Origin of the sequence: Skermania sp. ID1734 (genome assembly GCF_007489285.1) — a bacterium.
In the GTDB taxonomy this organism is placed as follows: Bacteria; Actinomycetota; Actinomycetes; order Mycobacteriales; family Mycobacteriaceae; genus ID1734.
In genome coordinates this window covers 339,097-361,767 of record NZ_VLIY01000002.1, presented here as the reverse complement: position 1 = coordinate 361,767, position 22,671 = coordinate 339,097, and the positions used below count along the sequence as shown (strand labels likewise).

Here is a 22,671-nt window from a genome sequence, read left to right as displayed (position 1 = left end):
GGGATCGTCGTAATCATCCGCTATCGTCTTCGAGACCTTGCTGTGATCTTGCTCGCAGCGCTAAATATCCGGAAGGACGCTTGGGTGAACGTGAAACGACTGACCGCTACAGCTGTCATGGCAATCGCAGCTGTCGCGGTTACCGCTGGGACGGCAAATGCGGCGCCAGCGGTGGCCGATCCTGCAGTGCGCGGAGCCGATCACGCCGTCGACTACCGTGCCGCGCTCACGAAGACGGGGGCCGTCGCGACAACTCTCACCAACGGTGCATTCGCGCTGACGCCCGATGGCAAAGCGATCACCGTTTCTGATGGCTCCGGCCGGGTTATCGAGAGCTTTCCGACGACTTTCGAGTTTCACAACGTGGCCAAGGGTGTCGACGGTAAGTCGGTGGCAACGATGTCGTCCATTTCCACCGACGGACACACCCTGACCCTTATCCCGAGCGGGGTGATCAAAAACGTCGACCAACCGCTGAGTTCGCAGCAGCGCTTCATCAACGAACTGCAGCGGGCCGCACCCGGTGCCGGCATCGGTGCGATCATTGGTGCCCTGATCGGTATCCCGCTGTTCTTGGCTGTTCCGGAGGGTGCCGCCGTCGGTGCCGTGATCGGCTTGTTGGTGGCCGGTGGGCAGCCACTGATCGACGCAGGCACCGCCTTCTTCACCGGTCAGCCCTGAAGGTTCTCATTCTCGGCGGCACCCGCGAAGGCCGTGAGCTAGCCGAGATCCTCTCCGGCGAGCGAGGATTCGACATCGTGTCCTCGCTCGCCGGTCGTGTCCGTGATCCGGTCCTGCCGCTCGGCGCAGTTCGGGTCGGCGGCTTCGGTGGGACCGAAGGCTTGCGAGACTGGTTGCGCGTCAACTCAATCGACGCGGTTGTCGATGCCACACATCCGTTTGCAGAGCGGATTACGGCGAATATCATTGCCGCGGCCGGTGATCGACCACTGCTGTTGCTACGCCGTCCACAATGGCGACCAGGTGAAGGCGACGACTGGATCGAGGTCGACTCGCTTGCGGAGGCCGCGGCGGCTGTTCGTCGATTTCGGCGGGTGCTGCTGACAATCGGCAGACAGGGCGTCGGCAATTTCGCCGCTGTGGACAACGTCTGGTTCCTGATCCGGTCGATCGACGCCCCCGATGGCCCGCTGCCCCCTCAGCACGAATTGCTTTCGAGTCGTGGCCCTTTCACGGTTGACGGCGAACTCGAGTTGATGCAGGCGCATCGCGTCGATGCAGTGGTGAGCAAGAACAGTGGGGGAGCTCTGACGGAAGCGAAACTCGTTGCCGCCCGCGAACTTCGACTGCCGGTCGTGATGATTCGTCGACCGCCGGTACCAGAGCATGTTCCGGTCGCAGAAAGTGCCGCCGACGCGGCGTCATGGTTGCGGGGCCTGGCGCTCGAACGCTAGCGCACTTCTTTCCTCCCACTTCAACATATATCGCGACCGGGGGCTTGCCGCAAGACCCGGGTCATGGCGCACAATCGCTGCTCTAGTCCGAGATCCTGCGGAAATGAGGGTGTGTGTCGACTCAGGTGTACCGAACCGAATTGCGGTCCGAGCAGAGTTACGTCGCCAAGCTTTACGAGCAACTCGACGCGGAGCGTGCGCGAGTGAAGAGTCGGTACGGCGAGGCGTTGCGACGGACCGACGGCGTGCGAGATGGCGAGACGCTTGTGGCCCGCGACGTCGAGGTGCGCACGCTGACCAAAGAGGCGAGGCGACTCGACGTCGCTGACAATTGCCTGTGTTTCGGACGTTTGGACGCTGTGTCGGGGGAGCGGCTGTACATCGGCCGGATCGGCCTGTTCGACGAGGAGCGCGAGTTCGAACCGTTGCTGCTCGACTGGCGGGCGCCGGCCGCGCGGCCGTTCTATGTCGCCACCGCCGTCAGGCCGGAGAATATGCATCGGCGCCGTCAGTTTCACACCCGCGGGCGTGAAGTGGTCGACTTCACCGACGAGATCCTCGGTCGTCCGGACGGTTTCGAGAGCGACGAGCGCGGTGATTCAGCGCTGCTCGCCGCGATCAACGCGCCGCGCGGGGAGGGGATGCGCGACATCGTCGCGACAATTCAGGCCGAACAGGACGAAATCATCCGGCTCGATCATTCCGGGGTACTCGTGATCGAGGGTGGGCCCGGGACCGGCAAGACCGTGGTGGCGCTGCATCGTGTTGCGTACCTGCTCTACACCCACCGCGAGCAAATGGAGCGGCACGGAGTGCTCGTCGTCGGGCCGAATCCGGCGTTCATCAACCACATCAGTCATGTGTTGCCGTCACTCGGCGAGACCAATGTCGTGTTCATGACTCCGGGCGACTTTCTGCCGGGGCTCCATGTGACGGCCGAGGACGCCCCCGAAGTCGCTGGGCTCAAGGGTTCACTGCAGATCTTGGACGTATTGGCCGCTGCCGTGGCTGACTACCAACGTCTTCCCGACCAGCCGATTCCAATCACGCTCGCAGGTGTGGCATTACGAATCGACGCCGACATTGCGGAGTGGGCAAGGGATGAGGCACGCGCCAGTGGACTGCCGCACAACGAGGCTCGGTCGGTGTTTCGCGAGATCGTCACCTACGTCCTCACCGATCGCGCGATCGGCCGGATCGGCCGTGGCTGGCTGAACCGGCAGGACCGCGAGGCATGGGAGGAAATGCGGGCAAGTCTGCTTGAAGAGCTTGCTGGCGATGACGCGTTCACCGCCGCGCTGGACACACTGTGGCCGATCTTGACGCCCGAAACGGTGTTGGCCGAACCTTTTTCGTCGCCCGGGCGGTTACGCTTAGCCGGCGCCGATGGGGCACTGTTCCGCGAGAACAGTGCGGCGTGGACGATTTCGGACGTGCCGCTACTCGACGAACTTGTTGACCTGCTCGGCACAGACAAGCGCGTCGACGATGCCGCTGCGCGCGAACGTCAGGCCGCGACCGAGTACGCGTCGGCCGTCCTGGACAGCCTGGTCAGTCGCAAGGACCACATGGAAGACGACGGCCTGCGACTTTTCGCCGACGAGCTGTTGGATGCCGAGGACCTGGCGGAACGCTTCGTCGAACGCGACACCCGTGAACTCGCCGAACGCGCCGCCGCGGACCGCGACTGGACCTACCGGCACGTCGTGGTCGACGAGGCGCAGGAACTTTCCGAAATGGACTGGCGGGTGCTGATGCGGCGCTGCCCAAGCCGATCCTTCACAGTGGTGGGCGATCTCGCGCAGCGCCGATCAGCAGCGGGCGCGACAGCGTGGGACGCGATCTTGGAACCCTACGTTCCCGGCCGCTGGATCTACCGATCGTTGTCGATGAACTACCGGACTCCGGCCGAAATCATGAGTGTCGCCGCCGCACTGCTAGCGGAGTTCGCGCCGGGTGTCGAACCACCCGAGTCCGTGCGTTCCTGCGGCGTGCAACCATGGTCCAAGCACGTCACCGATACGGAAATGCCCACTGCCGTAGAGAAATTCATGAAAGTCGAATCAGCGCGGGAAGGCACCAGCGTGGTAATTGGGCCGCCCGAAGTGCCGGGTGCGGTGCCTGCCTCGCACACCAAGGGCCTGGAATTCGACGCGGTGCTGGTGGTCGAGCCCGAACGGATTCTCGCCGAGGGTCCACGCGGCGCGGCCGAACTCTACGTTGCGCTCACCCGCGCCACCCAACGCCTCGGCGTCCTGCACACAGGGCCGTTGCCACGGGCGCTCAGCGGGCTTGTTGAGACGACCTAGTGGCAGCCCAGCCCTCCCGGACACTTCGGTACCGCGGCGCCCACCCTGTCGCATCGCGGAAGCGGCGATTCGACACGCGCAGTGAGCGATTGACCGACGACATGTTCGCGCCAGCGAGCAGCGACAGTCGACCCGGTGCCCGCACCCACGCCCGCTTGCCCACCGCAGCCGAAATGGCATCCGCATAGTCGCGCTTGGTCAGTGGCTCATCGTCGACCACGTTGTAGACACCGGCCGGGGCGTCGAGCGCGGCGATCACGGCCGATGCGGCATCCTCGAGATGGATCGAGGAAAAGTACCCGTCGGCTCGGCCGAGCAGCACGCCGAAGTGCAGCCGAGCCAACGCCAGCATCTGGCGCGACTGCACCGAGCCCGGCCCATAAAACAACCCGAACCGCAACACCACGCCAGTACCGTCAGACGCGTTGAAGCGCTGCACATTTCCCTCGGCGACGGGAGAGGAGGTGACGATCGGAAAGATGTCGGGCGGCACGGATTCGTCGATCCATTGATCCCCGCGGTCGGGATACGTCATCGCGATCGACTCCTGCACGAGCCGAGGCACGCCCGCCGCGATGGCGGCGCCCACGACCGCGGTCGAGCCTTCGGTGCGGATCCGAGCGTTGTCCCGCCACGAGCGAGCGAATGCAAACCGCCAAGTCGACGGAATCGCGGTCGCCACGTTGAGTACCGCGTCGTGGCCGGCAAAAGCCGTGGCGAGTGCGTCGGCATCGAACAGCGACACCTCGCACGGGAATGCTCCCGCGGCGGCGAGTCGACCGGCCTTTTCGGCGGACCGGGCCACCGCGGTGACTTCATGCCCCGCGGCTATCAACGCCGGCACTACGTGACCGCCAAGCGCACCGGTTGCGCCAGTGACAAATATCTTCATGCCAACTCCACGGGTAGTTCGAGCAGGGCGGCAAATGTGGTGGATTCACGCCAACGAGGCTCGCTCAGCAAGCGCATATGGCGGTATCGGGTGAATAATGCCGAAAGCGCCTCCGCGGCTTCGAGTCTGGCCAGCGCCGCACCGAGACAGTAATGGGCGCCAGCGCCGAAAGCCAAGTTGGGAGCGGGCTTGCGGGCAAGTTCGAAGGCTCCGGGTCGCTGATATACCCGCGGGTCGCGGTTGGTGTCCGGGATTCGTATCAGCGCAGCTTGGCCGTCATCTATCAGTTGGCCGCCCACCTCGTGCGCTCCGATGGCCGTGCGCCCAACCAATTTCACAGGGCCGCAGAGGCGCAGGATCTCCTCGATGCCACGGATCGGGTCGGCGATGAGCTGCGGCACCTGATCGGGGGATTGCAGCAGTGCCAGCGCGCCGTTGGCGATCACATTCGCCGTTGTTTCGTGTCCGGCTGCGAGCAGCAGCATGGTGGTGGCCAGCACCTCATCGAGGGTTATCTCGGGCTCACGCAGCAGCGCGCTGATGAAGTCGTCACCCGGATGCTGACGGCGCTGCGCAATCAGCGGCGTCAGAAACAACGTCACCTCCAGACCCGCCTCGGCCGCCGCCGCGACCTCGGCAGCGCTGACGTCGATCTCGAGAAGCCTGGCCAGCGCTGGTGTTTCGGCTTGCAACAGTTCCGCGCCGTCCGCACCGACATCGAGCAACTCGGCAATCACCGCAAGGGGAACCAGATAGGCGAACTCGGCCAGTAAGTCCGGCTCGGCATCGAGGCCGTCGAGCGCGGCTGCAACGATGGCCCGCACCCGCGGACGCAACGCCTCGATGGCGCGCGGCGTAAACGCGGGGCTGATCAGCCGACGCAGCCGGGTGTGGTCGGGTGGGTCCATGAACAGCACCGTGGCGGGGGACAGCGCCGCAAAGTCGTGCGAGATAAGCGGATTGCGACGCGGGTCGCTGCTCCAGCCGGTGCCGCGCAGAATGTGCGACGCCTCGGCGTGGCCAGTGATTTCGAAGGCGGAAATGTCGTCGTTCCACCGTACGGGCGCCGTCGTCGCGGCAGTCATTGCGCAATCCCGCGAGACGCCAGAAAGTCGGCCTCCGCCACGCCGAGCGGAGTCGCCGGTCGACCGCCGGCGTCCCATTCCTTGCGCATGGCCTCCCACGGGCCGGTCGAGCGCAGGCCGCCGAGCACAGAGGTGACGCCGAGGTTGATGCGGGTGAGCATCACATACGCCGGATCGATGGCAGCGCTGCGCACTACCTCCCCGAACGGTCCGAGTGGCGACATCTCGTCGCGCACCACGCGCGCCGCGAACTCCGGGGTGTAGGTGTAGGGCTGCGGCGCGACGAGCGGCTCCAGCGAGTTGCGATACCAGCGCAGCGCCGCACCCCGGTCCGGCGGAGCGGCTGGATCGAAGATGCCGATGTCGAAGAACGCCTCCATGGCCGCATCGGCATCACCCGCGACAACCACGTTGAGCAGGCGCTTGATCCGGAGCACCTGCGCACGCGTGAACGACTTCACGCAACCGAAGTCGAGGAAGGTCACGGTGCCGTCGTCGTGGAACAGGTAGTTGCCGGGGTGGGGGTCGGCGTGAAACATCCCGAAGCGACGAATGCTGCCCAGCGCGAACCGCTGGATCACCTCACCCCACGCGTCGTGCAGTTCCTGCGACGCGTGCACCGCGTCGGCGTAGCGCAGGCCATCAGCACGCGTCATCGTCAGAACCCGCGACGTGGACAGCTCCGGCATGACGTCGGGAATCCTGATGGCCGGGTGACCGCGGTAAGCGTCGGCGAACGCCTGCTGGTTGCGCGCCTCGACGACGTAGTCGATCTCCTCACCGATGCGCGCGGTCACCTCTGCGGCCGCCGCGCGGGCATCGATTCGGTTCATGTCGGGTAGAACGCCACGCATTAATTCGAAGAAGGTCACCAGCAATTCGGTATTGCGCAGGTCCGCACGAATGGCCTCGTCCACTCCTGGGTACTGAACTTTGACCACCACGTCTTCGCCGTCGGCCGTGGTGGCCGCGTGCACTTGACCGATGGACGCGGCGGCCATCGGAACCGGGTCGAATGTCTTGAACGCCTTCTCCGGCGGCTGACCCAGCTCCCGGGTGACCACCTCGACAGCAAGCTCAGCCGGCATCGGCGGCGCATCATCCTGCAACCGGGCCAGTGCGCTCTGCCAGATCGTCGCATTTTCCTCGCCGAGCATGGGCGCGATCGACGTGAAAGAGAGAATCTGACCGGCCTTCATCAGCACGCCCTTGGAGCGGCCGAGTCGCTCGGCGTAGCGTTGCGCGGTTCGTTCATGGAATTCCGCCGTCGAACCGCGCTGGCCACGGACGCGCCTGCCCAGCGATGCCACCACCGCCTCGCCCGCGGTCCTTCCGGCCAGCCCCACCAACGGCGCTGCCCGCCGCACCCGGCCCTTGTGCATTACGTGCTCGTCCATGCGGACCCCCAGATAATCGGGCGGCATACCTTGACGCTTACTTGACCTAAGTGTTCACTTAGTCACGTGGTGACGTCAAGCCCTACCCGCGATCGCATTCTCGATGCGGCCATGCAGCTGTTCAGCGAGAAGGGCTTTCGCGGCACCAGCATCACCCAGATCGAGGCCGCCGCTGGGCTGACGCCGGGCGCCGGTGGGATCTACCACCATTTCCGCACCAAGGACGCCCTACTACGGGCCGGCATCGCGCGCCACCTCGACCGCCTCGCGGCGCTGCGGGACATCCGCGAATTGCTCACGGGGCTCGGTGATCTGCGCGTCGAGCTGACGCTGCTCGCGCGCTACGCCTTGCGGGAGATGACCCGCGAACAGGATCTACTGCGCGTCCTCGCGACCGAGGCGCGCACCCACCCGGAGCTCGTCAACGATGCGGTGGACCAGCTCATCCGCTCGACCTTCGCGGGCTTCGCCACCTGGCTCGAGACCCAGGGCGTTCCGGCCGAACGCTCGCTCGAGGTGTCGACGGTCGGGCTGGGCGCCCTGCTGTCGAACCGGCTACTGCAAAGCCTGCACCTGCTCAGTGCCACCGACGTTACCGACGAAGCCTTCGTGCGCACTTGGGTGCACATGATGGAACGGACTATTCAGGATATCGCCGGGGCGTGAAAACAGCTGGGCTGCCGTTGTTCTCGATCACCTGGGTTTGTGACGAGCCGATGATCAACAGCGTGCGCATGTCCACCTCGGCTGGATCGAATTCGCCGAGGGTGCTGACCCGGACCCGCTCGGTCGGCCCGCCCACATCCCGGCCGAGCACCACGGGCGTGTCTGGCGCGCGGTGCTCGAGCAGGATGTCGCGCATGGCGCCGACTTGCCAGGTTCTGCTCCGCGATGCCGGGTTGTAAATGGCGATCGCCATATCAGCTGCAGCCGCCGCCGAAAGCCGCTCGGCGACAACATCCCACGGCTTCAACCGATCCGACAGCGAGATAACCGCGTAGTCGTGCCCGAGCGGTGCGCCGACCCGACTGGCCACGGCGTTGGCGGCGGTCATGCCCGGCAGTACCCGCACCGGCACGTCGCGCCATTCTGCTTGTGCCGCAACCTCCAACACGGCGGCGGCCATTGCGAACACACCGGGGTCACCCGAAGACACCACCGCGACGCGCGCCCCACTCTGCGCCAAACTCAATGCGTGCGCGGCTCGTTCGGCCTCCACGCGGTTGTCGCTGGCATGCCGGCGCTGGCCGGGGCGGACAGCGACCCGGTCGAGGTACGGCCCGTAACCCACCAGGTCGGTGGCAGCGGCGAGCGCAGTGCGAACCTCCGGAGTGGTCCAAGCTTCATCACCGGGTCCGAGACCGACGACCACCACCTCGCCTCGCTGCTGCACAGGAACGCGCGCGAGTCCGGGAACCAGCACGATCGAGAAGTACGGCACGTCCTCGGCGGCCGCGTCGGTGGCTGGCAATACCCGCTGCCGCGAGGTGCTGGCCCGTTCGACGTAGTGGGCGTCGTCGAGCCGTCCGGCGCGCTTCAAGGCGTTGACGACCGAGGGGTAGCTGCGCCCGAGCTTCATGATGGCCGCAGCGTCGGTCTTACCCAACCGCCGGGCCAACTCCTCTTCGCCCATCGTTGCGGGCAGCACCGTCAGTACCTGCTCACCTTCGACCAGCGGCACACCCAGCGCCGCGCTGGCCGCGCTGACGGAGGTCACGCCGGGGATCACCTCGGTGTCGAACCGGTCGGCCAGCCGCTTGTGCATGTGCATGTAGGAGCTGTAGAAGAGCGGGTCCCCGGCGGCCAGCAGGGCGACGCTGTGACCAGCTTCGAGGTGTCGCGCGAGCTTCGCCGCGGATTCGACGTAGAACTCCTCGATCGCGCCGTCGTATCCGCCAGGGTGGTCGGTGGTTTCGGTCGTCACCGGATAGACGAGGTGCTCCTCGATCTGGCCCGGCCGCATGTACGGCGCGGCGATGGACCGGGAAATGCTGCGACCGTGGCGGGCACTGTGAAAGGCCACCACGTCCGCCTCGCCGATGATCCGCGCGGCCTTCACCGTCACCAGTTCCGGATCACCGGGACCCAGCCCGATGCCCCAGAGCTTGCCGTGGCTGCTCACTCTTGATCGCTCGCTGTGCTCATCGGCTCGCTCACTCTTGTTCGCTCGCAATAGCATTGACGGCTGCGGCGGTGATCGCGCTGCCGCCCCGTCGACCGCGCAACAGCACGTAGTCGAGGTCGGTGGCGATGACTGCTTCCTTCGATTCCGCGGCGCCGATGAAGCCGACCGGTCCACCGACAATCGCGGCTGGACGAGGCGCGCCGTGCGCAATCATGTCCAGCAGGTGAAACAGCGCTGTGGGCGCATTACCGATCGCGACGACAGCGCCGCCGAGGCGGTCCCGCCACAACTCGACCGCGGCGGCGGAGCGAGTGGTGCCGAGTTGCTCGGCGATGACCGGCGTGCGCGCATCACTCAACAGGCACACGACGTCGTTGTCGCAGGGCAGCCGCTTGCGGGTAATCCCGGAGGCCACCATCTGGGCATCACAGAGAATCGGCGCGCCGCTATGCAGGGCCGCTCGAGCCGCAGCGACCGCACCAGGGGTGTAGGCGACGTCGGCAGCGATCCCCACGTCACCGCAGGCGTGGATCATCCGTACGGCGACACGCTCGACATCGGCGGGCAATCCGGCCAGATCGGCCTCGGCGCGGATCGTCGCGAACGACTGCCGATAGATTTCGGCACCGTCGCGCAGGTAGTCGAGCATGGGTTCACGATAAGGGCTCAGTGCTCGCCGAGATTTCTCGGGCGCGTGCACTGTGTGTCCAGGAATGGCGCGGCACGCGCGTGATCACGCGTGGCAACGGCCAACAATGGACGCTCAGTGCACAGGTATCAAGTGATCCGATACCCATCCCCGGTGGAAACCACATCCACGGCCTCCCCGCCCGGCCTGCCGCAGCGGCGCTCACAGCCAGCCCAGTGCTGACGCCCGATCACCGGCAGTTCGCCGTTCTCCACGGCGGCGGTCGCATCGGCGCGCACGTCGGCGAGCGCCTTGGCGCACCCCGGCCGGCCGGCACATGCAGACACCGTCAGCCACGGTGAGTCGGCGTCGAAGATCAGACCCATCGGAGCGAGCACCCGGACCACTTGTTCGGCCGTCCATTCGTCGAGATCGCTCAGCACGACAGTGCGCCAAGGCGTGAAGACGACCGGTCGCTCGACTGCCGCCAGAAACTGGGCGGTACGCGCATCCAGCGAGCCGAATTTGACTGCGGCACCGAGAGTTACACCGCCATCATCCTGATCGATCCAGCCGACAGGCGGCATAGCCGGACTGAATTCGATCGGCGTATCCGTGGGCTCACGACACAACGCCGCCAAAACGCTTTGCGCGCCATTTTCGATCTCGCGCAGACGCCATTCGGTGTCCCGCAGTGCAACGAATTCCTTTGCCGCATGTGCCATCACGTCAACAGCATCCGCACGCGAAACCCGCGCCCCGGAGTCCACGCCCGCGAGCACCAAGGCGAAATCGTCGGGCGCGACCGCGTGCAGCCCGATGTCGGCGCCGAGCCCGCTCACGTCACCGCGCCCGTCGTCCAGCGAAAACAGCACCCGGCCCGGCAGGTCTGCGAGGACGGGTTCGGCCTGCAGCGCAGCATCGAGGCCGCCGATGAGCGACTCGATGTCGCCGACTCCGCCGACCCGGCCCGAGAGCGGCGAGGCGACGATGTTGCGTACTCGCTCATGGGTGCTCGACGGCAGCAAGCCGACGTCGCTGAGCCGCGTTCGCAGCTCGTCGGCATCGGTCACCGCGCGCAACTGCACGTTGCCGCGGCTGGTCAACTCGAGCGAGCCGCTCGCCACGTCGGCGGCGGCCAGGGCGAGGGCTTCCAGTTGTGCGGGGCTGAGCCGGCCGCCGGGCAGGCGGATGCGCGCCAGCGGCCCGTCGGCTGCGTCATGCAACTGCAGCGTCGAGGGGCAGGCGTCCGGCCGGTTTCTGGACATAACTCCCAAGATAGGGTTTGCGGCGTGATTCTGTTGCTGTCGACGTCGGACACCGACCTGCTCAGCGCGCGCGCCAGCGGCGCGGACTACCGCTGGGCCAACCCGTCGCGGCTCATTCCCGATGAACTGCCGGACCTGCTTCGCGACGCCGACATCGTGGTCGTCCGGATCCTCGGCGGACGACGCGCGTGGGAAGAAGGTCTGGACGCGCTGCGCGCTAGCGGCGTTCCGCTGGTGGCCGTCGGTGGTGAACTTGCTCCCGACGCCGAGCTGATGGAGTGCTCGTCAGTTCCGGTCGGCGTCGCGGCCGACGCGCACAACTACCTGGCCGAGGGTGGCCCCGAAAACCTGCGCGAATTGCACAACTTCCTTTCCGACACGATCCTGCTGACCGGCCACGGGTTCGCACCACCGGCACGGACACCCATCTGGGGGCCGCTGCCGCGAACCTCGCCGGCGACAGGCCCGACGGTGGCCGTCCTCTACTACCGTGCCCAGCACTTGGCCGGAAACACCGCCTACGTCGAGACGTTGTGTCAGGCCATCGAGGCCGCCGGCGCCCGGGCGCTGCCGATCTTCTGTGCATCCCTGCGGGCCGCCCCGCCGGACCTGTTCGAGGCCTTGCGAGCAGCCGATGCGCTGGTCGTGACCGTGCTGGCGGCCGGTGGCACCACCCCGGCCACCGCGTCAGCCGGGGGCGATGACGGCGCCTGGGACATCGGTGCGCTGGCCGAACTCGACGTGCCGATCCTGCAGGCCCTGTGCCTAACCAGCGGGCGCGCCACCTGGGTCGGCAACGACGACGGGTTGTCGCCCCTCGACGTCGCCACCCAAGTCGCGGTGCCCGAGTTCGACGGGCGCATCATCACTGTCCCGTTCTCGTTCAAGGAATTCGACGCGGACGGCCTGTCCCGGTACGAGCCCGACGCCGAGCGCGCTGCGCGCGTGGCAGGCATCGCCGTCAAACACGCTCGGCTGCGCCACATCCCGGCCGCAGACAAGAAGGTCGCGTTGATGCTGTCGGCCTATCCCACCAAGCATGCCCGGATCGGTAATGCGGTGGGCCTCGACACGCCCCGCAGCGCGATCCGCCTGCTGGAGGAAATGCGTTTGGCAGGTTACGACTTCGGTGCGGAACCGATTCCAGGCCTCGACGCCGGCGACGGCGACGCACTGATCCACGCACTCATCGCCGCGGGCGGCCAGGACCCCGATTGGCTCACGTCGGACCAGTTGGAAGCCAATCCGATTCGGGTCTCCGCCGCCAGGTACCGCGCGTGGTTCGACACGCTGCCCGCCGAGCTCAAAGACGCAATCGTCGAGCATTGGGGTCCGCCGCCGGGCGAGTTGTTCGTCGACCGCTCCCGCGACCGCGACGGTGAAATCGTCATTGCCGCTTTGCAGTTCGGCAACCTCGCGATCATGGTGCAGCCGCCGCGCGGTTTCGGGGAGAACCCGGTGGCGATCTACCACGATCCGGATCTGCCGCCGAGTCACCACTACCTGGCCGCCTACCGCTGGCTGGCCGACGAGTTCGGCGCCGACGCGATGATTCACCTGGGCAAGCACGGCAACCTGGAATGGCTGCCCGGAAAGACCGTCGGCATGTCCGCGGCGTGCGCGACCGATGCGGCGCTGGGTGATCTGCCGCTGATCTACCCGTTCCTGGTCAACGACCCGGGGGAGGGCAGCCAGGCCAAGCGGCGGGCACACGCCACACTGGTCGACCACCTGATCCCGCCGATGGCCCGCGCCGAAAGCTACGGCGACATCGCCCGATTGGAACAGCTCCTCGACGAGCACCAAAATATCGCCGCGCTCGACCCAGCCAAGCTACCCGCCATCCGCCAACAGATCTGGACCCTGCTGCGCGCGGCGAAGATGGACCACGACCTCGGCCTCACCGAGCAGCCCGACGAGGACAGCTTCGACGACGTGCTGCTGCACGTCGACGGCTGGCTGTGCGAAATCAAGGATGTGCAGATCCGCGACGGCCTGCATATCCTCGGGGCAGCACCGGAGGGCGAGGCCGAGATCGACCTCGTGCTGGCCATGCTTCGTGCCCGCCAAATCTGGGGCGGCGCATCAGCATTGCCGGGGCTGCGGGACGCGCTGGGCCTGGCCGACGACGCCGCCCGCGAGCGCGTCGACGAAATCGAAGCTCGCGCGCGTGAGCTTGTCGCCAAACTCGCTGCTGCGGACTGGGATCCGCAAGCCATACCGGTCGGCGACCCGCACGTCGCGGAAGTGCTGAAATTTGCGGCGACCGAGGTCGTGCCGAGACTGCGCCGGACCAGCCTGGAGATTCAGCGGGTGCTGCATGCTCTCGACGGCGGCTACATTCCAGCCGGCCCCAGCGGGTCGCCGCTGCGCGGGCTGGTCAACGTCCTACCGACCGGCCGCAACTTCTACTCCGTCGACCCCAAGGCCATTCCGTCGCGACTGGCATGGGAAACCGGCCAAGCAATGGCCGACTCGCTGCTGCAGCGGTACTGCACCGATCACGGCGAGTACCCGCGGTCGGTCGGGTTGTCCGTGTGGGGGACCTCCGCGATGCGCACCTCGGGTGACGATATCGCTGAAGTGCTTGCCCTGCTTGGGGTTCGACCGGCATGGGACGAGGCCAGTCGCCGTGTGGTGTCGCTGGAAGTGATCGATCTCGACGAACTCGGCAGGCCGCGGATCGACGTGACGGTGCGGATCAGCGGCTTCTTCCGGGATGCCTTTCCACATGTCTTGGCGATGCTGGACGACGCGGTCCGGTTGGTGGCGGCGCTGGACGAGCCTGCCGAGCGCAACTACATCCGCGCCCACGCCCAGGCAGATCTGGACGCCCACGGCGACGAGCGCCGCGCCACTACCCGCATCTTCGGCTCCAAGCCGGGCACCTACGGCGCCGGGTTGCTGCAGTTGATCGATTCGAAGAGTTGGCGCAGCGACGACGATCTCGCGCAGGTTTACACCACGTGGGGCGGTTACGCGTACGGCCGCGGACTCGACGGCGCACCGGCAGCCGACGACATGCGCACCGCCTACCGCCGAATTGCGGTGGCCGCCAAGAACACCGACACCCGCGAACACGACATCGCCGACTCCGACGACTACTTTCAGTACCACGGTGGCATGGTCGCGACCGTGCGCGCGCTCACCGGCAACGACCCCGAGGCCTATATCGGCGACAGCACCCGGCCCGAATCCGTGCGCACCCGAACGCTTTCCGAGGAAACCGCGCGAGTGTTTCGGTCTCGGGTGGTCAATCCGCGCTGGCTCGAAGCCATGCGCCGACACGGCTACAAGGGCGCGTTCGAAATGGCCGCGACAGTCGACTACCTGTTCGGTTACGACGCCACAACCAACGTGGTGGCCGACTGGATGTATGAGAAGCTCACCGAGAGTTATGTTCTGGATGAACAGAACCGCGCATTCATGAACCAGTCCAATCCGTGGGCACTGCACGGCATCGCCGAGCGGTTGCTCGAGGCGGTCGAGCGGGACATGTGGCAGGAACCGGATCCGGACCTCCTCAATGCACTGCGGCAGGTGTACCTGGAAACCGAGGGCGAGCTCGAGTAGCACCGTGCCCGTTTTGTGCTATGCCTGAATGATGACCATCACCGACGAGTTCATGCGGGAAATGATGGGCAAGACGCGGCCGTACACCGTCGTCTTGCTGAAGAAAACGGCCGCAATCATGGATCCGGAGGCACAAAAGATCATCTGGGAGCATGGTCGGCGCAATTTCGCGCTGCGCGAGGAGGGCAAGTTGGTCATTGTCTGCCCGATCCGCGACCACGAGATCTGGTCAGGGGTGGGCATCCTTGACGCTGATATCGACGAGGCCCGGCAGATCATGGACGGTGATCCGGGCGTGCAGGCGGGGATATTCACCTACGAGTTGGTCGGCACCCGCAGCTTTCCCGGCGACGCGCTTCCGCAGTGATCATGGTTGACGCCAACGACCTCCGACACCTGCGCCGCTGCATCGAACTGGCCGAGGAAGCTCTTAACGCCGGCGACGAGCCCTTCGGGTCCGTGCTCGTCTCGGCCGACGGCGAGGTGCTAGCCGAAGACCGCAATCGGGTAGGCGGCGGCGACCACACCCGCCATCCCGAATTCGCCCTGGCCCGCTGGGCCGCGGAGAATCTCACGCCCGAGGAACGTCTCGACTGCACGGTCTACACCTCCGGCGAGCATTGCCCGATGTGCGCGGCCGCACACGGCTGGGTGCGGCTAGGGCGCATCGTCTACGTTGCCTCGGCGACGCAACTCACCGAATGGCTCACCGCCCTGGGAGTGCCCGCCGCACCGGTGCGGGCCCTGGCCATCAACGAGGTCGTTCCGTCTGCCGCGGTGTTCGGCCCGGTGCCCGAACTCGTCGAGGACATCCACGCACTACATGTGCGCTTCCGGACGGGCCACTAGGGTGGCGTCCATGACGAACCCCTTCGGCGCGGCCGGTGACGCCAAGTACGTCCTGCTGACCACCTTCAAAAAGGACGGCACGCCCGTCGGCACACCGCTGTGGGGTGCCCGCGACGGTGAACGCCTGTACGTCTGGACGCCAACAGATTCCTGGAAGGTCAAGCGAATCAAGCGAAACCCGAAGGTGACGGTCGCCGCGTGCGATATGCGCGGCACACCGTCCGGCGAGGCCATCGACGGCTCGGCGACGATTTTGGACGGGCAGGGCACCGACCGCGTACGCGACCTGCTCCGCAAGAAATACGGCATCCTGGGCTGGCTGACCGTGCAGGGCAGCATTCTTCGGCGCGGCAAATCGGGCACCGTAGGCATCGAGATCGTCGCTGCGTGAACTAGGTTGCCTGGCTCACCGACGACATGTGGAAGTCGGGAATTCGCAACGGTGGCATGGCCGTGCGCGTGAACCAGTCTTTCCACTCCCGCGGTAATGTTCGAGTGGTCACGCCCGCCTCGGTGACTCGTCGTAACAAATCGAGCGGACTCTCGTTGAAGCGGAAGTTGTTGACCGCAGCACTGATTCGTCCGTCTTCGACAAGATAAACACCGTCCCGGGTGAGACCGGTCAGCAGCAGCGTCGCCGGATCGACCTCACGGATGTACCACAGGGTCGTCAAAACCAGCCCGCGCTCGGTATGCGTGACCATGTCTTCCAGTGACGCATCCGAACCGCCCGTCAACACCAAGTTGTCGCCGGGGACCGCCACGGGCGCGTCGAATTCCGCTGCGGCGGCACGCGGATAAGCCAAGGCATTGATCACGCCGTCACGAATCCAGTCCACCCGCTCGATCGGCATCCCATTGTCGAACACCGACACCGCGTCGGTCGACGCCGCCGTCGCAACGAAGGGCGTGAATTCCAACTCCGGCGCCGCCGGGTCGGAGCACAAGGTCAACGGCACATCGGTGAGCCGCTCACCCACCCGCGTCCCGCCAGGCCGCGACAGTGCCGTGTGCCCTTCCTGCGCGCCCCGCCCCTCCATGGTCCACGCCAGATAGATCAGCAAGTCTGCAACCGCCGACGGCGGGAGCAGCGTCTCGTACTTGCCCGCGGGCAGGTCCACGGTGTGAGCCGACCAGTCCAGTCGAGTAGCCAACTGGGCCAATAAATCATCGACACGTACGTCGCGGAAGTCGCGCGTGGCTGCCCCGACCCACGCGCTGCCCACATGACTACCGAAATCACGTTTGCCATTGACTTCCACCGACCCAGTTGGTTGCACATGGTGGCGGCGAATCCCCGTCGAAGTGGCCAACCACAGCGAGTCAAGCTGGTGGTGAGCGAATCCATAGAGTTTGTCCGAGCCATCGAAACCGGCTTCCAAAGCCCGCGCCACTTCCGCGAAAACCTCGATGTCCGTGTGCGCTGCAGGGTTTCCCCAGTTGGCTTCGGCGTCACCGACAATCAGCGGCATCGCGTCCTCGGCAGGGCGGGCGTCCGCGGCCGCCGTCTCGGCTGCCCGAACCATCGCCTCGATATCGTCGACGTCCACGCTGGTCGAGGTCATGGTCCCGACCCGGCTGGTGTCCCGGTCGTGCACGATCGCCACAACCGTCCATCGGCGCGAAGTCGAAACGCCATTGGTGGTCATCGAATTGCCCGCCCACCGCAGCGATGCTTCGCTGCTGTCGGTGACCATCACGATCGTCTCGTCGGCCCGCGAGGTTTTCAGAGCGTACTCAGTGAGTTCCTGAGGAGAAATCATCTCGCCTCCTGTGCCTTGCGGGACACCCGCACCCGGTCGGCTCCGATGAGCGCTCGATTCTCGCTCATCTCGCCTCCTGTGCCTTGCGGGACACCCGCACCCGGTCGGCTCCGATGAGCGCTCGATTCTCGCTCATCTCGCCTCCTGTGCCTTGCGGGACACCCACACCCGGTCGGCTCCGATGAGCGCTCGATGCTCGCTCATCTCGCCTCCTCCCGCGCATTCAACACATTCACACCCCGAAACAGCGCCGACGGACACCCGTGACTGACCGCCGCCACCTGACCGGGTTGCGCTTTGCCGCAATTGAATGCGCCGCCGAGCCGCCACGTCTCCCGCCCGCCGATGGCGGTCATCGAGCCCCAGAAATCCGTGGTGGTGGCCTGGTAGGCAACATCGCGAAGCTGGCCATCGAGGCGGCCGTTGCGGATCCGGAAGAACCGCTGACCGGTAAACTGAAAGTTGTAGCGCTGCATGTCAATAGACCAACTCTTGTCGCCGACGATGTAGATCCCGTTGTCCACCTGGGCAATCAGATCCGCGGTGCTCAGTTCGTCGCTGCCCGGCTGGAGCGAGACGTTCGCCATTCGCTGAATCGGCACGTGGTGCGGCGAATCCGCATAGGAGCAGCCGTTCGAGCGGGCCAGACCCAGCCGCGGCGCGAACTCGCGGTCGAGTTGATAGCCGACCAGCACGCCGTCACGCACCAGGTCCCACCGCTGGCTCGCGACGCCCTCATCGTCGTAGCCGACGCTGGCCAACCCGTATGGTTCGGTTCGGTCGGCGGTGACGTTCATGATCGCGGTCCCGTATTGCAACGTACCGAGCTTGTCCGGCGTTGCGAAAGAGGTTCCCGCATAGGCTGATTCGTAACCAATCGCCCGGTCGTATTCCGTCGCGTGGCCGATCGACTCGTGAATCGTCAGCCACAGATTCGTCGGGTCGATCACCAGATCGGTCGCACCGGCGGTAACCGTCGGCGCCAGCACCTTTTCCGCCAGCCAGTGCGGGATCCGCTCGAGTTCACCGCCCCAATCCCACACCGCGTCGTCGGCGACATACTCCCAGCCGCGTCCCACCGGCGGTGCCAGCGTGCGCATGGTTTCGAATTCACCGGCCTCCTGGTCGACCGTGACCGCCTCGAGTTGCGGATGCAGCCGCACCCGCTGCTGAACGATCGACGAGCCCGCCAGGTCGGCGTAGAAGGTCTGCTCCTTGACGGTCAGCACATGTGCGGTCACATGGTCGACACCGTCGGCGGCCAGCAGCCGGTCGCTGTAGGTCGCGAGCAGATCCACCTTGTCAACCGTCGGCACAGTGAACGGATCGATCTCGTACGTCGAGACCCACTGGGCATTCGGGTAGACAGGCTCGTCGGCGGGTTGGACCCGTTCCCGGTTCAGCCGACGCAGTCGGGTCGCAACGAAAACCGCGGTCCGGGCCGTTTCAGCGGCGGTGTTCGGCGACAGTTCGGCGTGTGAGGCGAAACCCCACGTGCCATCCACCAAGACGCGAACAGCGAACCCGAGCGTGCTGGAGTCGGTGATCGCTTGCACCTTGCCGTCGCGCAACCGGATCGACTCGGTGAGCAGGCGGTGCACGCGCAGATCGGCGTGCTCTGCGCCGGCGGCACGCGCGGTCGACAGCGCCGCGTCCGCGAGAGCGTGCAGCGGCAACGCGACGAACTCGGCATCCACGGTTGCGAGAGAGGCCACGACCGACACGCTAGCGGGTCCGGGCACTTTTGCTGCCGGCTCGTCGTTGACCAGGTAGCTACACCGGAAGGATTCCCATGCTCGCCCCGCTGTTCGTCCTGTACGTGGTCGTCGAGGCGGTCGCGCTGTTCGCCGTCGCACACGCCGTCGGCTGGGGGTGGGCAGTGCTCGCCGTCCTTGCGGGTTCGCTGCTCGGATCCGCCCTAGTCAAGTCGCAGTGGCGCCATGTGATGGAGGCCATGCGCGGCACACTAAACGGCCAACGACGCCCCAAAAGCAGCACGCTCGCCGACGGCGCGCTGGTGGCCGGGGGAGCGGTGCTGATGTTCGTGCCGGGAATCGTGACCTCGGTGGCTGGTCTGCTCCTGCTGCTGCCGCCCACTCGGGCGCTCGTGCGGCCGGTCGTCGCCAGGTTCAGCGCCCGCCAGCTCGGCGCACCAGTGCAGCGACGCAGCACCCGGGTGTACGTCGATGAACCCGGCGAGGTCATCGAGGGCGAGGTGATTTCCTCCACCTGGCGACCGGTCACCGATCGCTAACCGGCAGACTCACCTGTCGTGGGAACGCAGCTGCTGGTCAACGGTCGGATCTACACGCCCTCATCGCCGGACGCGACGGCCATGGCCGTTACCGACGGAATTGTCGTCTGGGTCGGAGCCGATCAACCAGGCCGTGCACTGCATCCAGACGCCGAGGTCATTGATCTTGATGGCGCCTTCGTTGCGCCGGCCTTCGTCGACACCCACGTGCACACCACCGCCACCGGACTAGCGGCCACCGGTCTCGATCTGGCCGACTCGACGTCGCTGCCGGATTGCCTCGATCGATTGCGTGCCTATGCGGCACGGACGGCCGACCCGCTGATCTGGGGACAGAACTGGGACGATTCCCGCTGGCCGGATTCACGGCCACCCTCCGTCACCGAAATCGATGAGGTCGTCGGGAACCGACCCGTCTATCTGTCGCGTATCGACGCGCATTCGGCGGTGTGCTCGTCAGCGCTGCTGCGCCAAGCTGGAGCCGCCGGAAACGGCCTGCTCACGGGTGAAGACCATCACGCGGTGCGCCGCGCCGCCCTTAGCGCGCTCACCGAGGCCCAGCGCGACCGGGCCCGGCGCCATACCCTGGACGACGCGGCAGTCAACGGCGTTGTCGCACTGCATGAATGCGCGGGTCCGGAGATCAATGGACGCACCGATCTCGTGGAGCTTTTGGCGTTCGACCACGGTGTCGAGGTCCGCGCGTACTGGGGTGAAGCCGTCGCGTCGGCCGCGGAGGCTTCCGCGTTGCTGTCGGCGACGGGCGCCCATGGACTGGCCGGGGATCTGTTCGTCGACGGCGCGATTGGCGCGCGCACGGCCTGGCTGCGGGAACCGTACTGCGACCACGCGGGAAGGGGGAACAGCTATCTGGACGACGCGACCATTGCCGCGCATGTTCGCGCCTGCACCGAGGCAGGGATGCAGGCAGGCTTCCACGCGATCGGTGATGCGGCCATCGATGCCGTCGTGGCCGGCTTCGAGCGTGTTGTCGCTGAATTGGGGTCGCCCGCGGTCGCCGCGTGCGGGCATCGCGTCGAGCACCTGGAAATGATCGCCCCCGAGCACATCGAGAAGCTGGGTTCCTGGGGGATCATCGCCAGTGTCCAGCCAGGATTCGACGCGCTGTGGGGTGGCCCCGGCGGCATGTACGCCCGAAGGCTGGGCAGCGTCCGCGCCGCGTCGATGAATCCGTTCGCGCCGTTGGCCGCGGCCGGGGTTTCGCTCGCTCTGAGTTCGGACGCGCCGGTAGCGCCGTTGCGCCCGTGGGCCACCATCCGCGCGGCGGTGAATCACCGGACCGAGGGGTTCGCGATTTCGCCGCGCGCCGCCTTCGCGGCCGCCACCCGCGGCGCGTGGCGGGCCGGCGGGGTGCGTGACGGAGTGGCGGGAACGCTCGTGCCCGGCGCACCCGCGTCCTATGCGGTGTGGGACGCCGACGATCTCGTCGTTGCGGCACCCCGCGACTCCGTGCAACGGTGGTCCACCGACCCGCGCTCTCGGGTGCCTCCACTGCCGCGGCTGGAAGCGGACTCGAAGGATCCACAGTGCCTGCGTACGGTGCACCGCGGGACGGTTATCTATGCGCGCTAGCCGCATCGTCGGATCGCTGGCCGCCGGATACGTTCTCTACGCGAGCTTTCCGCCACGACCGCTCTGGTTCCTGGCGCCGTTCGCGTTCGCGGCGTTGGTATGGGTGCTGCGTTCCGGCCCGTCGCTGCGCGGCGGCTTTGGTTACGGGTTGCTCGCCGGTCTGGGTTTCTTTGTGCCCCTTTTGCCTTGGGTTGGCGTGTACGTCGGGGCGCTGCCGTGGCTGGCACTGGCCGCGGGAAGCGCACTGTACGTCGGCGCCTTCGGTGTACTGGCCCGGATCGTCGCGCGATTACCTTTTGCGACGATCTGGATCGCCACGGTATGGTCGCTCACCGAGTGGGCGCGGTCGAGCTTTCCATTCGGCGGATTCCCCTGGGGTCGCTTGGCATTCGGCCAATCCGATGGATTTCTCCGGGCACTGGCCAGCCTCGGCGGTGCGCCGTTCCTTAGCTTCGGTATCGCCCTGACCGGTTGCGGAATAGCCGCGTTGGTGCGCGCGCTTGTCGATCGCGACACCCGCCGCGACGTGCGACTCATCGCCGGATCACTGGCGGCGGCCGTGCTCATGCCGGTCGTCGCGGCAATTACCTGGACCACGTTGCCGGGCATGGATTCTGGCGACCGCTATGTCACCGTTGCCGCGATTCAGGGCAGCGTTCCGCAACTCGGCCTGGATTTCAACGCGCAACGCCGGGCCGTTCTCGACAATCACGTTCGGCGTACGTTCGAACTGGCCAGAGACATCGCAGCTGGGCGGGTGGCCAAGCCGGACGTGGTGATCTGGCCGGAAAACTCTTCCGACGTCGACCCATTGCGCAACCCCGACGCGTCCGATGAGATCACCGAAGCGTCCGAAGCCGTCGGCGCGCCGATCCTTGTCGGCGCGGTATTGGTCAACGACGATGGCACGACGACAAATTCGGTGATTGTCTGGAACGGCGCCGACGGTCCGGGCGAGCGCCACGACAAGAAGATAATTCAGCCCTTCGGCGAATACCTACCGTGGCGCAGCTTCTTTCGGCATTTCTCCGCATACGCCGACCGCGCCGGACACTTCGTACCCGGCCATGGCAATGGAACCGTCCACGCGGCCGGCATCGACATCGGCGTGGCAACCTGCTACGAGGTGGCCTTCGACCGGGCGCTCGAGGAATCCGTGCGCAACGGCGCTCAACTGCTGGCCGTTCCGACGAACAACGCGACCTTCGGCGACACGGAAATGACCTACCAACAGTTGGCAATGTCTCGGATCAGGGCCGTCGAGCACGGACGTGCGTTGGTCGTCGCGGCGACGAGTGGCGTCAGCGCCATCATCTCGCCCAATGGGGCAGTGGAAGAACAAACTCCGCTCTTCGTGCCAGCCGCAATGGTCATGCGACTGCCGTTGCGCTCGGAATCGACCCTGGCTACAACGCTCGGGCCCGTGCCAGAGCTGACACTGTGCGCAATTGGCGTAGCGGCCACCCTCGCCGGGCTGTGGTTGCGCCGGCGTCATGCTGCGTGAATGCACTTGCAGCTGC

19 protein-coding genes are annotated in these 22,671 nt (G+C 66.3%); 11 read left to right on the top strand and 8 right to left on the bottom strand.

The window, feature by feature from the left end:
• Positions 1-117: 117 nt before the first annotated feature.
• From FOS14_RS03675 to helR, 3 genes are all read left to right on the top strand, one after another.
• Positions 118-681 carry a hypothetical protein gene (locus FOS14_RS03675; protein ID WP_143768889.1) on the top strand — a complete coding sequence of 188 codons (564 nt, stop codon included), beginning with the start codon at positions 118-120 and terminating at the stop codon, positions 679-681.
• The gene (locus tag FOS14_RS03670) at positions 678-1,415 is read left to right on the top strand and encodes a cobalt-precorrin-6A reductase (protein ID WP_143768888.1); all 738 of its coding nucleotides are present in this window, start codon (positions 678-680) and stop codon (positions 1,413-1,415) included. The genes FOS14_RS03675 and FOS14_RS03670 overlap by 4 nt, the downstream gene beginning before the upstream one ends.
• Before the next feature lie 113 nt (positions 1,416-1,528).
• Complete coding sequence (gene helR / locus FOS14_RS03665) at positions 1,529-3,724, top strand: RNA polymerase recycling motor ATPase HelR (RefSeq protein WP_185981593.1); 2,196 nt, start codon at positions 1,529-1,531, stop codon at positions 3,722-3,724.
• Here the strand turns inward: helR and FOS14_RS03660 are convergent.
• The 3 genes from FOS14_RS03660 to FOS14_RS03650 are packed head-to-tail and all read right to left on the bottom strand — an operon-like array spanning position 3,699 to position 7,125.
• On the bottom strand, positions 3,699-4,616 hold the full coding sequence (locus tag FOS14_RS03660) for an NAD(P)-dependent oxidoreductase (RefSeq protein ID WP_143768887.1): 918 nt from the start codon (positions 4,614-4,616) through the stop codon (positions 3,699-3,701). The two genes, helR and FOS14_RS03660, sit on opposite strands and share 26 nt — an antisense overlap.
• Positions 4,613-5,701, bottom strand: coding sequence for a cytochrome P450 (locus FOS14_RS03655; RefSeq protein WP_185981592.1), 1,089 nt, complete (start codon positions 5,699-5,701; stop codon positions 4,613-4,615). The genes FOS14_RS03660 and FOS14_RS03655 overlap by 4 nt, the downstream gene beginning before the upstream one ends.
• Positions 5,698-7,125: an AarF/ABC1/UbiB kinase family protein gene (locus FOS14_RS03650; RefSeq protein ID WP_143768885.1), complete on the bottom strand. Its 1,428-nt coding sequence runs from the start codon at positions 7,123-7,125 to the stop codon at positions 5,698-5,700. The genes FOS14_RS03655 and FOS14_RS03650 overlap by 4 nt, the downstream gene beginning before the upstream one ends.
• 84 nt (positions 7,126-7,209) lie before the next feature.
• On the opposite strand from FOS14_RS03650, the gene FOS14_RS03645 reads away from it, so the two are divergent.
• The gene (locus FOS14_RS03645; RefSeq protein WP_143768884.1) at positions 7,210-7,764 is read left to right on the top strand and encodes a TetR/AcrR family transcriptional regulator; all 555 of its coding nucleotides are present in this window, start codon (positions 7,210-7,212) and stop codon (positions 7,762-7,764) included.
• Here FOS14_RS03645 and cobJ read toward each other — a convergent pair.
• The 3 genes from cobJ to cobG all read right to left on the bottom strand — a co-directional run bounded on the left by cobJ (position 7,739) and on the right by cobG (position 11,119).
• Positions 7,739-9,220, bottom strand: a complete 1,482-nt coding sequence (gene cobJ / locus FOS14_RS03640; protein WP_370512157.1) for a precorrin-3B C(17)-methyltransferase — start codon at positions 9,218-9,220, stop codon at positions 7,739-7,741. The genes FOS14_RS03645 and cobJ overlap by 26 nt on opposite strands.
• Before the next feature lie 31 nt (positions 9,221-9,251).
• Positions 9,252-9,872 carry a precorrin-8X methylmutase gene (locus FOS14_RS03635; protein ID WP_143768882.1) on the bottom strand — a complete coding sequence of 207 codons (621 nt, stop codon included), beginning with the start codon at positions 9,870-9,872 and terminating at the stop codon, positions 9,252-9,254.
• Between the two features lie 128 nt (positions 9,873-10,000).
• A complete protein-coding gene (cobG, locus tag FOS14_RS03630) occupies positions 10,001-11,119 on the bottom strand; it encodes a precorrin-3B synthase (protein ID WP_143768881.1) in 1,119 nt (372 codons plus the stop codon).
• 24 nt (positions 11,120-11,143) lie between these two features.
• Between cobG and FOS14_RS03625 the strand changes: the two genes are divergently transcribed.
• From FOS14_RS03625 to FOS14_RS03610, 4 genes are read left to right on the top strand one after another with little or no spacing between them, the layout of a single operon-like run.
• Positions 11,144-14,692, top strand: coding sequence for a cobaltochelatase subunit CobN (locus FOS14_RS03625; protein WP_143768880.1), 3,549 nt, complete (start codon positions 11,144-11,146; stop codon positions 14,690-14,692).
• 28 nt (positions 14,693-14,720) lie between these two features.
• Positions 14,721-15,059 (top strand): YciI family protein, encoded by a 339-nt coding sequence (locus FOS14_RS03620; RefSeq protein WP_143768879.1) that lies wholly within the window; start codon positions 14,721-14,723, stop codon positions 15,057-15,059.
• 2 nt (positions 15,060-15,061) lie between these two features.
• Complete coding sequence (locus tag FOS14_RS03615; RefSeq protein WP_143768976.1) at positions 15,062-15,541, top strand: nucleoside deaminase; 480 nt, start codon at positions 15,062-15,064, stop codon at positions 15,539-15,541.
• A 10-nt stretch (positions 15,542-15,551) separates the two neighbouring features.
• On the top strand, positions 15,552-15,932 hold the full coding sequence (locus FOS14_RS03610) for a PPOX class F420-dependent oxidoreductase (RefSeq protein ID WP_143768878.1): 381 nt from the start codon (positions 15,552-15,554) through the stop codon (positions 15,930-15,932).
• Position 15,933: 1 nt separating this feature from the next.
• Here FOS14_RS03610 and FOS14_RS03605 read toward each other — a convergent pair whose 3' ends face one another.
• Complete coding sequence (locus tag FOS14_RS03605) at positions 15,934-17,304, bottom strand: metallopeptidase TldD-related protein (RefSeq protein ID WP_143768877.1); 1,371 nt, start codon at positions 17,302-17,304, stop codon at positions 15,934-15,936.
• Positions 17,305-17,504: 200 nt separating this feature from the next.
• Positions 17,505-19,019 (bottom strand): TldD/PmbA family protein, encoded by a 1,515-nt coding sequence (locus tag FOS14_RS03600; RefSeq protein WP_143768876.1) that lies wholly within the window; start codon positions 19,017-19,019, stop codon positions 17,505-17,507.
• Positions 19,020-19,096: 77 nt separating this feature from the next.
• On the opposite strand from FOS14_RS03600, the gene FOS14_RS03595 reads away from it, so the two are divergent.
• The 3 genes from FOS14_RS03595 to lnt are packed head-to-tail and all read left to right on the top strand — an operon-like array spanning position 19,097 to position 22,655.
• The gene (locus FOS14_RS03595; protein WP_143768875.1) at positions 19,097-19,558 is read left to right on the top strand and encodes an FxsA family protein; all 462 of its coding nucleotides are present in this window, start codon (positions 19,097-19,099) and stop codon (positions 19,556-19,558) included.
• Between the two features lie 18 nt (positions 19,559-19,576).
• Positions 19,577-21,151, top strand: coding sequence for an amidohydrolase (locus tag FOS14_RS03590; RefSeq protein WP_255450037.1), 1,575 nt, complete (start codon positions 19,577-19,579; stop codon positions 21,149-21,151).
• Positions 21,141-22,655 (top strand): apolipoprotein N-acyltransferase, encoded by a 1,515-nt coding sequence (gene lnt, locus FOS14_RS03585; RefSeq protein WP_143768874.1) that lies wholly within the window; start codon positions 21,141-21,143, stop codon positions 22,653-22,655. The genes FOS14_RS03590 and lnt overlap by 11 nt, the downstream gene beginning before the upstream one ends.
• Positions 22,656-22,671 lie beyond the last annotated feature (16 nt).

What these genes read in the sequence shown, in the direction of transcription:
- FOS14_RS03675 (WP_143768889.1), top strand. Translation starts at nt 118, where the DNA reads ATGGCAATCGCAGCTGTCGCGGTTACCGCTGGGACGGCAAATGCGGCG.
- FOS14_RS03660 (WP_143768887.1), bottom strand. Translation starts at nt 4,616, where the DNA reads ATGAAGATATTTGTCACTGGCGCAACCGGTGCGCTTGGCGGTCACGTA.
- FOS14_RS03655 (WP_185981592.1), bottom strand. Translation starts at nt 5,701, where the DNA reads ATGACTGCCGCGACGACGGCGCCCGTACGGTGGAACGACGACATTTCC.
- FOS14_RS03650 (WP_143768885.1), bottom strand. Translation starts at nt 7,125, where the DNA reads ATGCCGCCCGATTATCTGGGGGTCCGCATGGACGAGCACGTAATGCAC.
- FOS14_RS03645 (WP_143768884.1), top strand. Translation starts at nt 7,210, where the DNA reads ATGCAGCTGTTCAGCGAGAAGGGCTTTCGCGGCACCAGCATCACCCAG.
- FOS14_RS03635 (WP_143768882.1), bottom strand. Translation starts at nt 9,872, where the DNA reads ATGCTCGACTACCTGCGCGACGGTGCCGAAATCTATCGGCAGTCGTTC.
- cobG (WP_143768881.1), bottom strand. Translation starts at nt 11,119, where the DNA reads ATGTCCAGAAACCGGCCGGACGCCTGCCCCTCGACGCTGCAGTTGCAT.
- FOS14_RS03620 (WP_143768879.1), top strand. Translation starts at nt 14,721, where the DNA reads ATGATGACCATCACCGACGAGTTCATGCGGGAAATGATGGGCAAGACG.
- FOS14_RS03615 (WP_143768976.1), top strand. Translation starts at nt 15,062, where the DNA reads ATGGTTGACGCCAACGACCTCCGACACCTGCGCCGCTGCATCGAACTG.
- FOS14_RS03610 (WP_143768878.1), top strand. Translation starts at nt 15,552, where the DNA reads ATGACGAACCCCTTCGGCGCGGCCGGTGACGCCAAGTACGTCCTGCTG.
- FOS14_RS03605 (WP_143768877.1), bottom strand. Translation starts at nt 17,304, where the DNA reads ATGATTTCTCCTCAGGAACTCACTGAGTACGCTCTGAAAACCTCGCGG.
- FOS14_RS03595 (WP_143768875.1), top strand. Translation starts at nt 19,097, where the DNA reads ATGCTCGCCCCGCTGTTCGTCCTGTACGTGGTCGTCGAGGCGGTCGCG.
- lnt (WP_143768874.1), top strand. Translation starts at nt 21,141, where the DNA reads ATGCGCGCTAGCCGCATCGTCGGATCGCTGGCCGCCGGATACGTTCTC.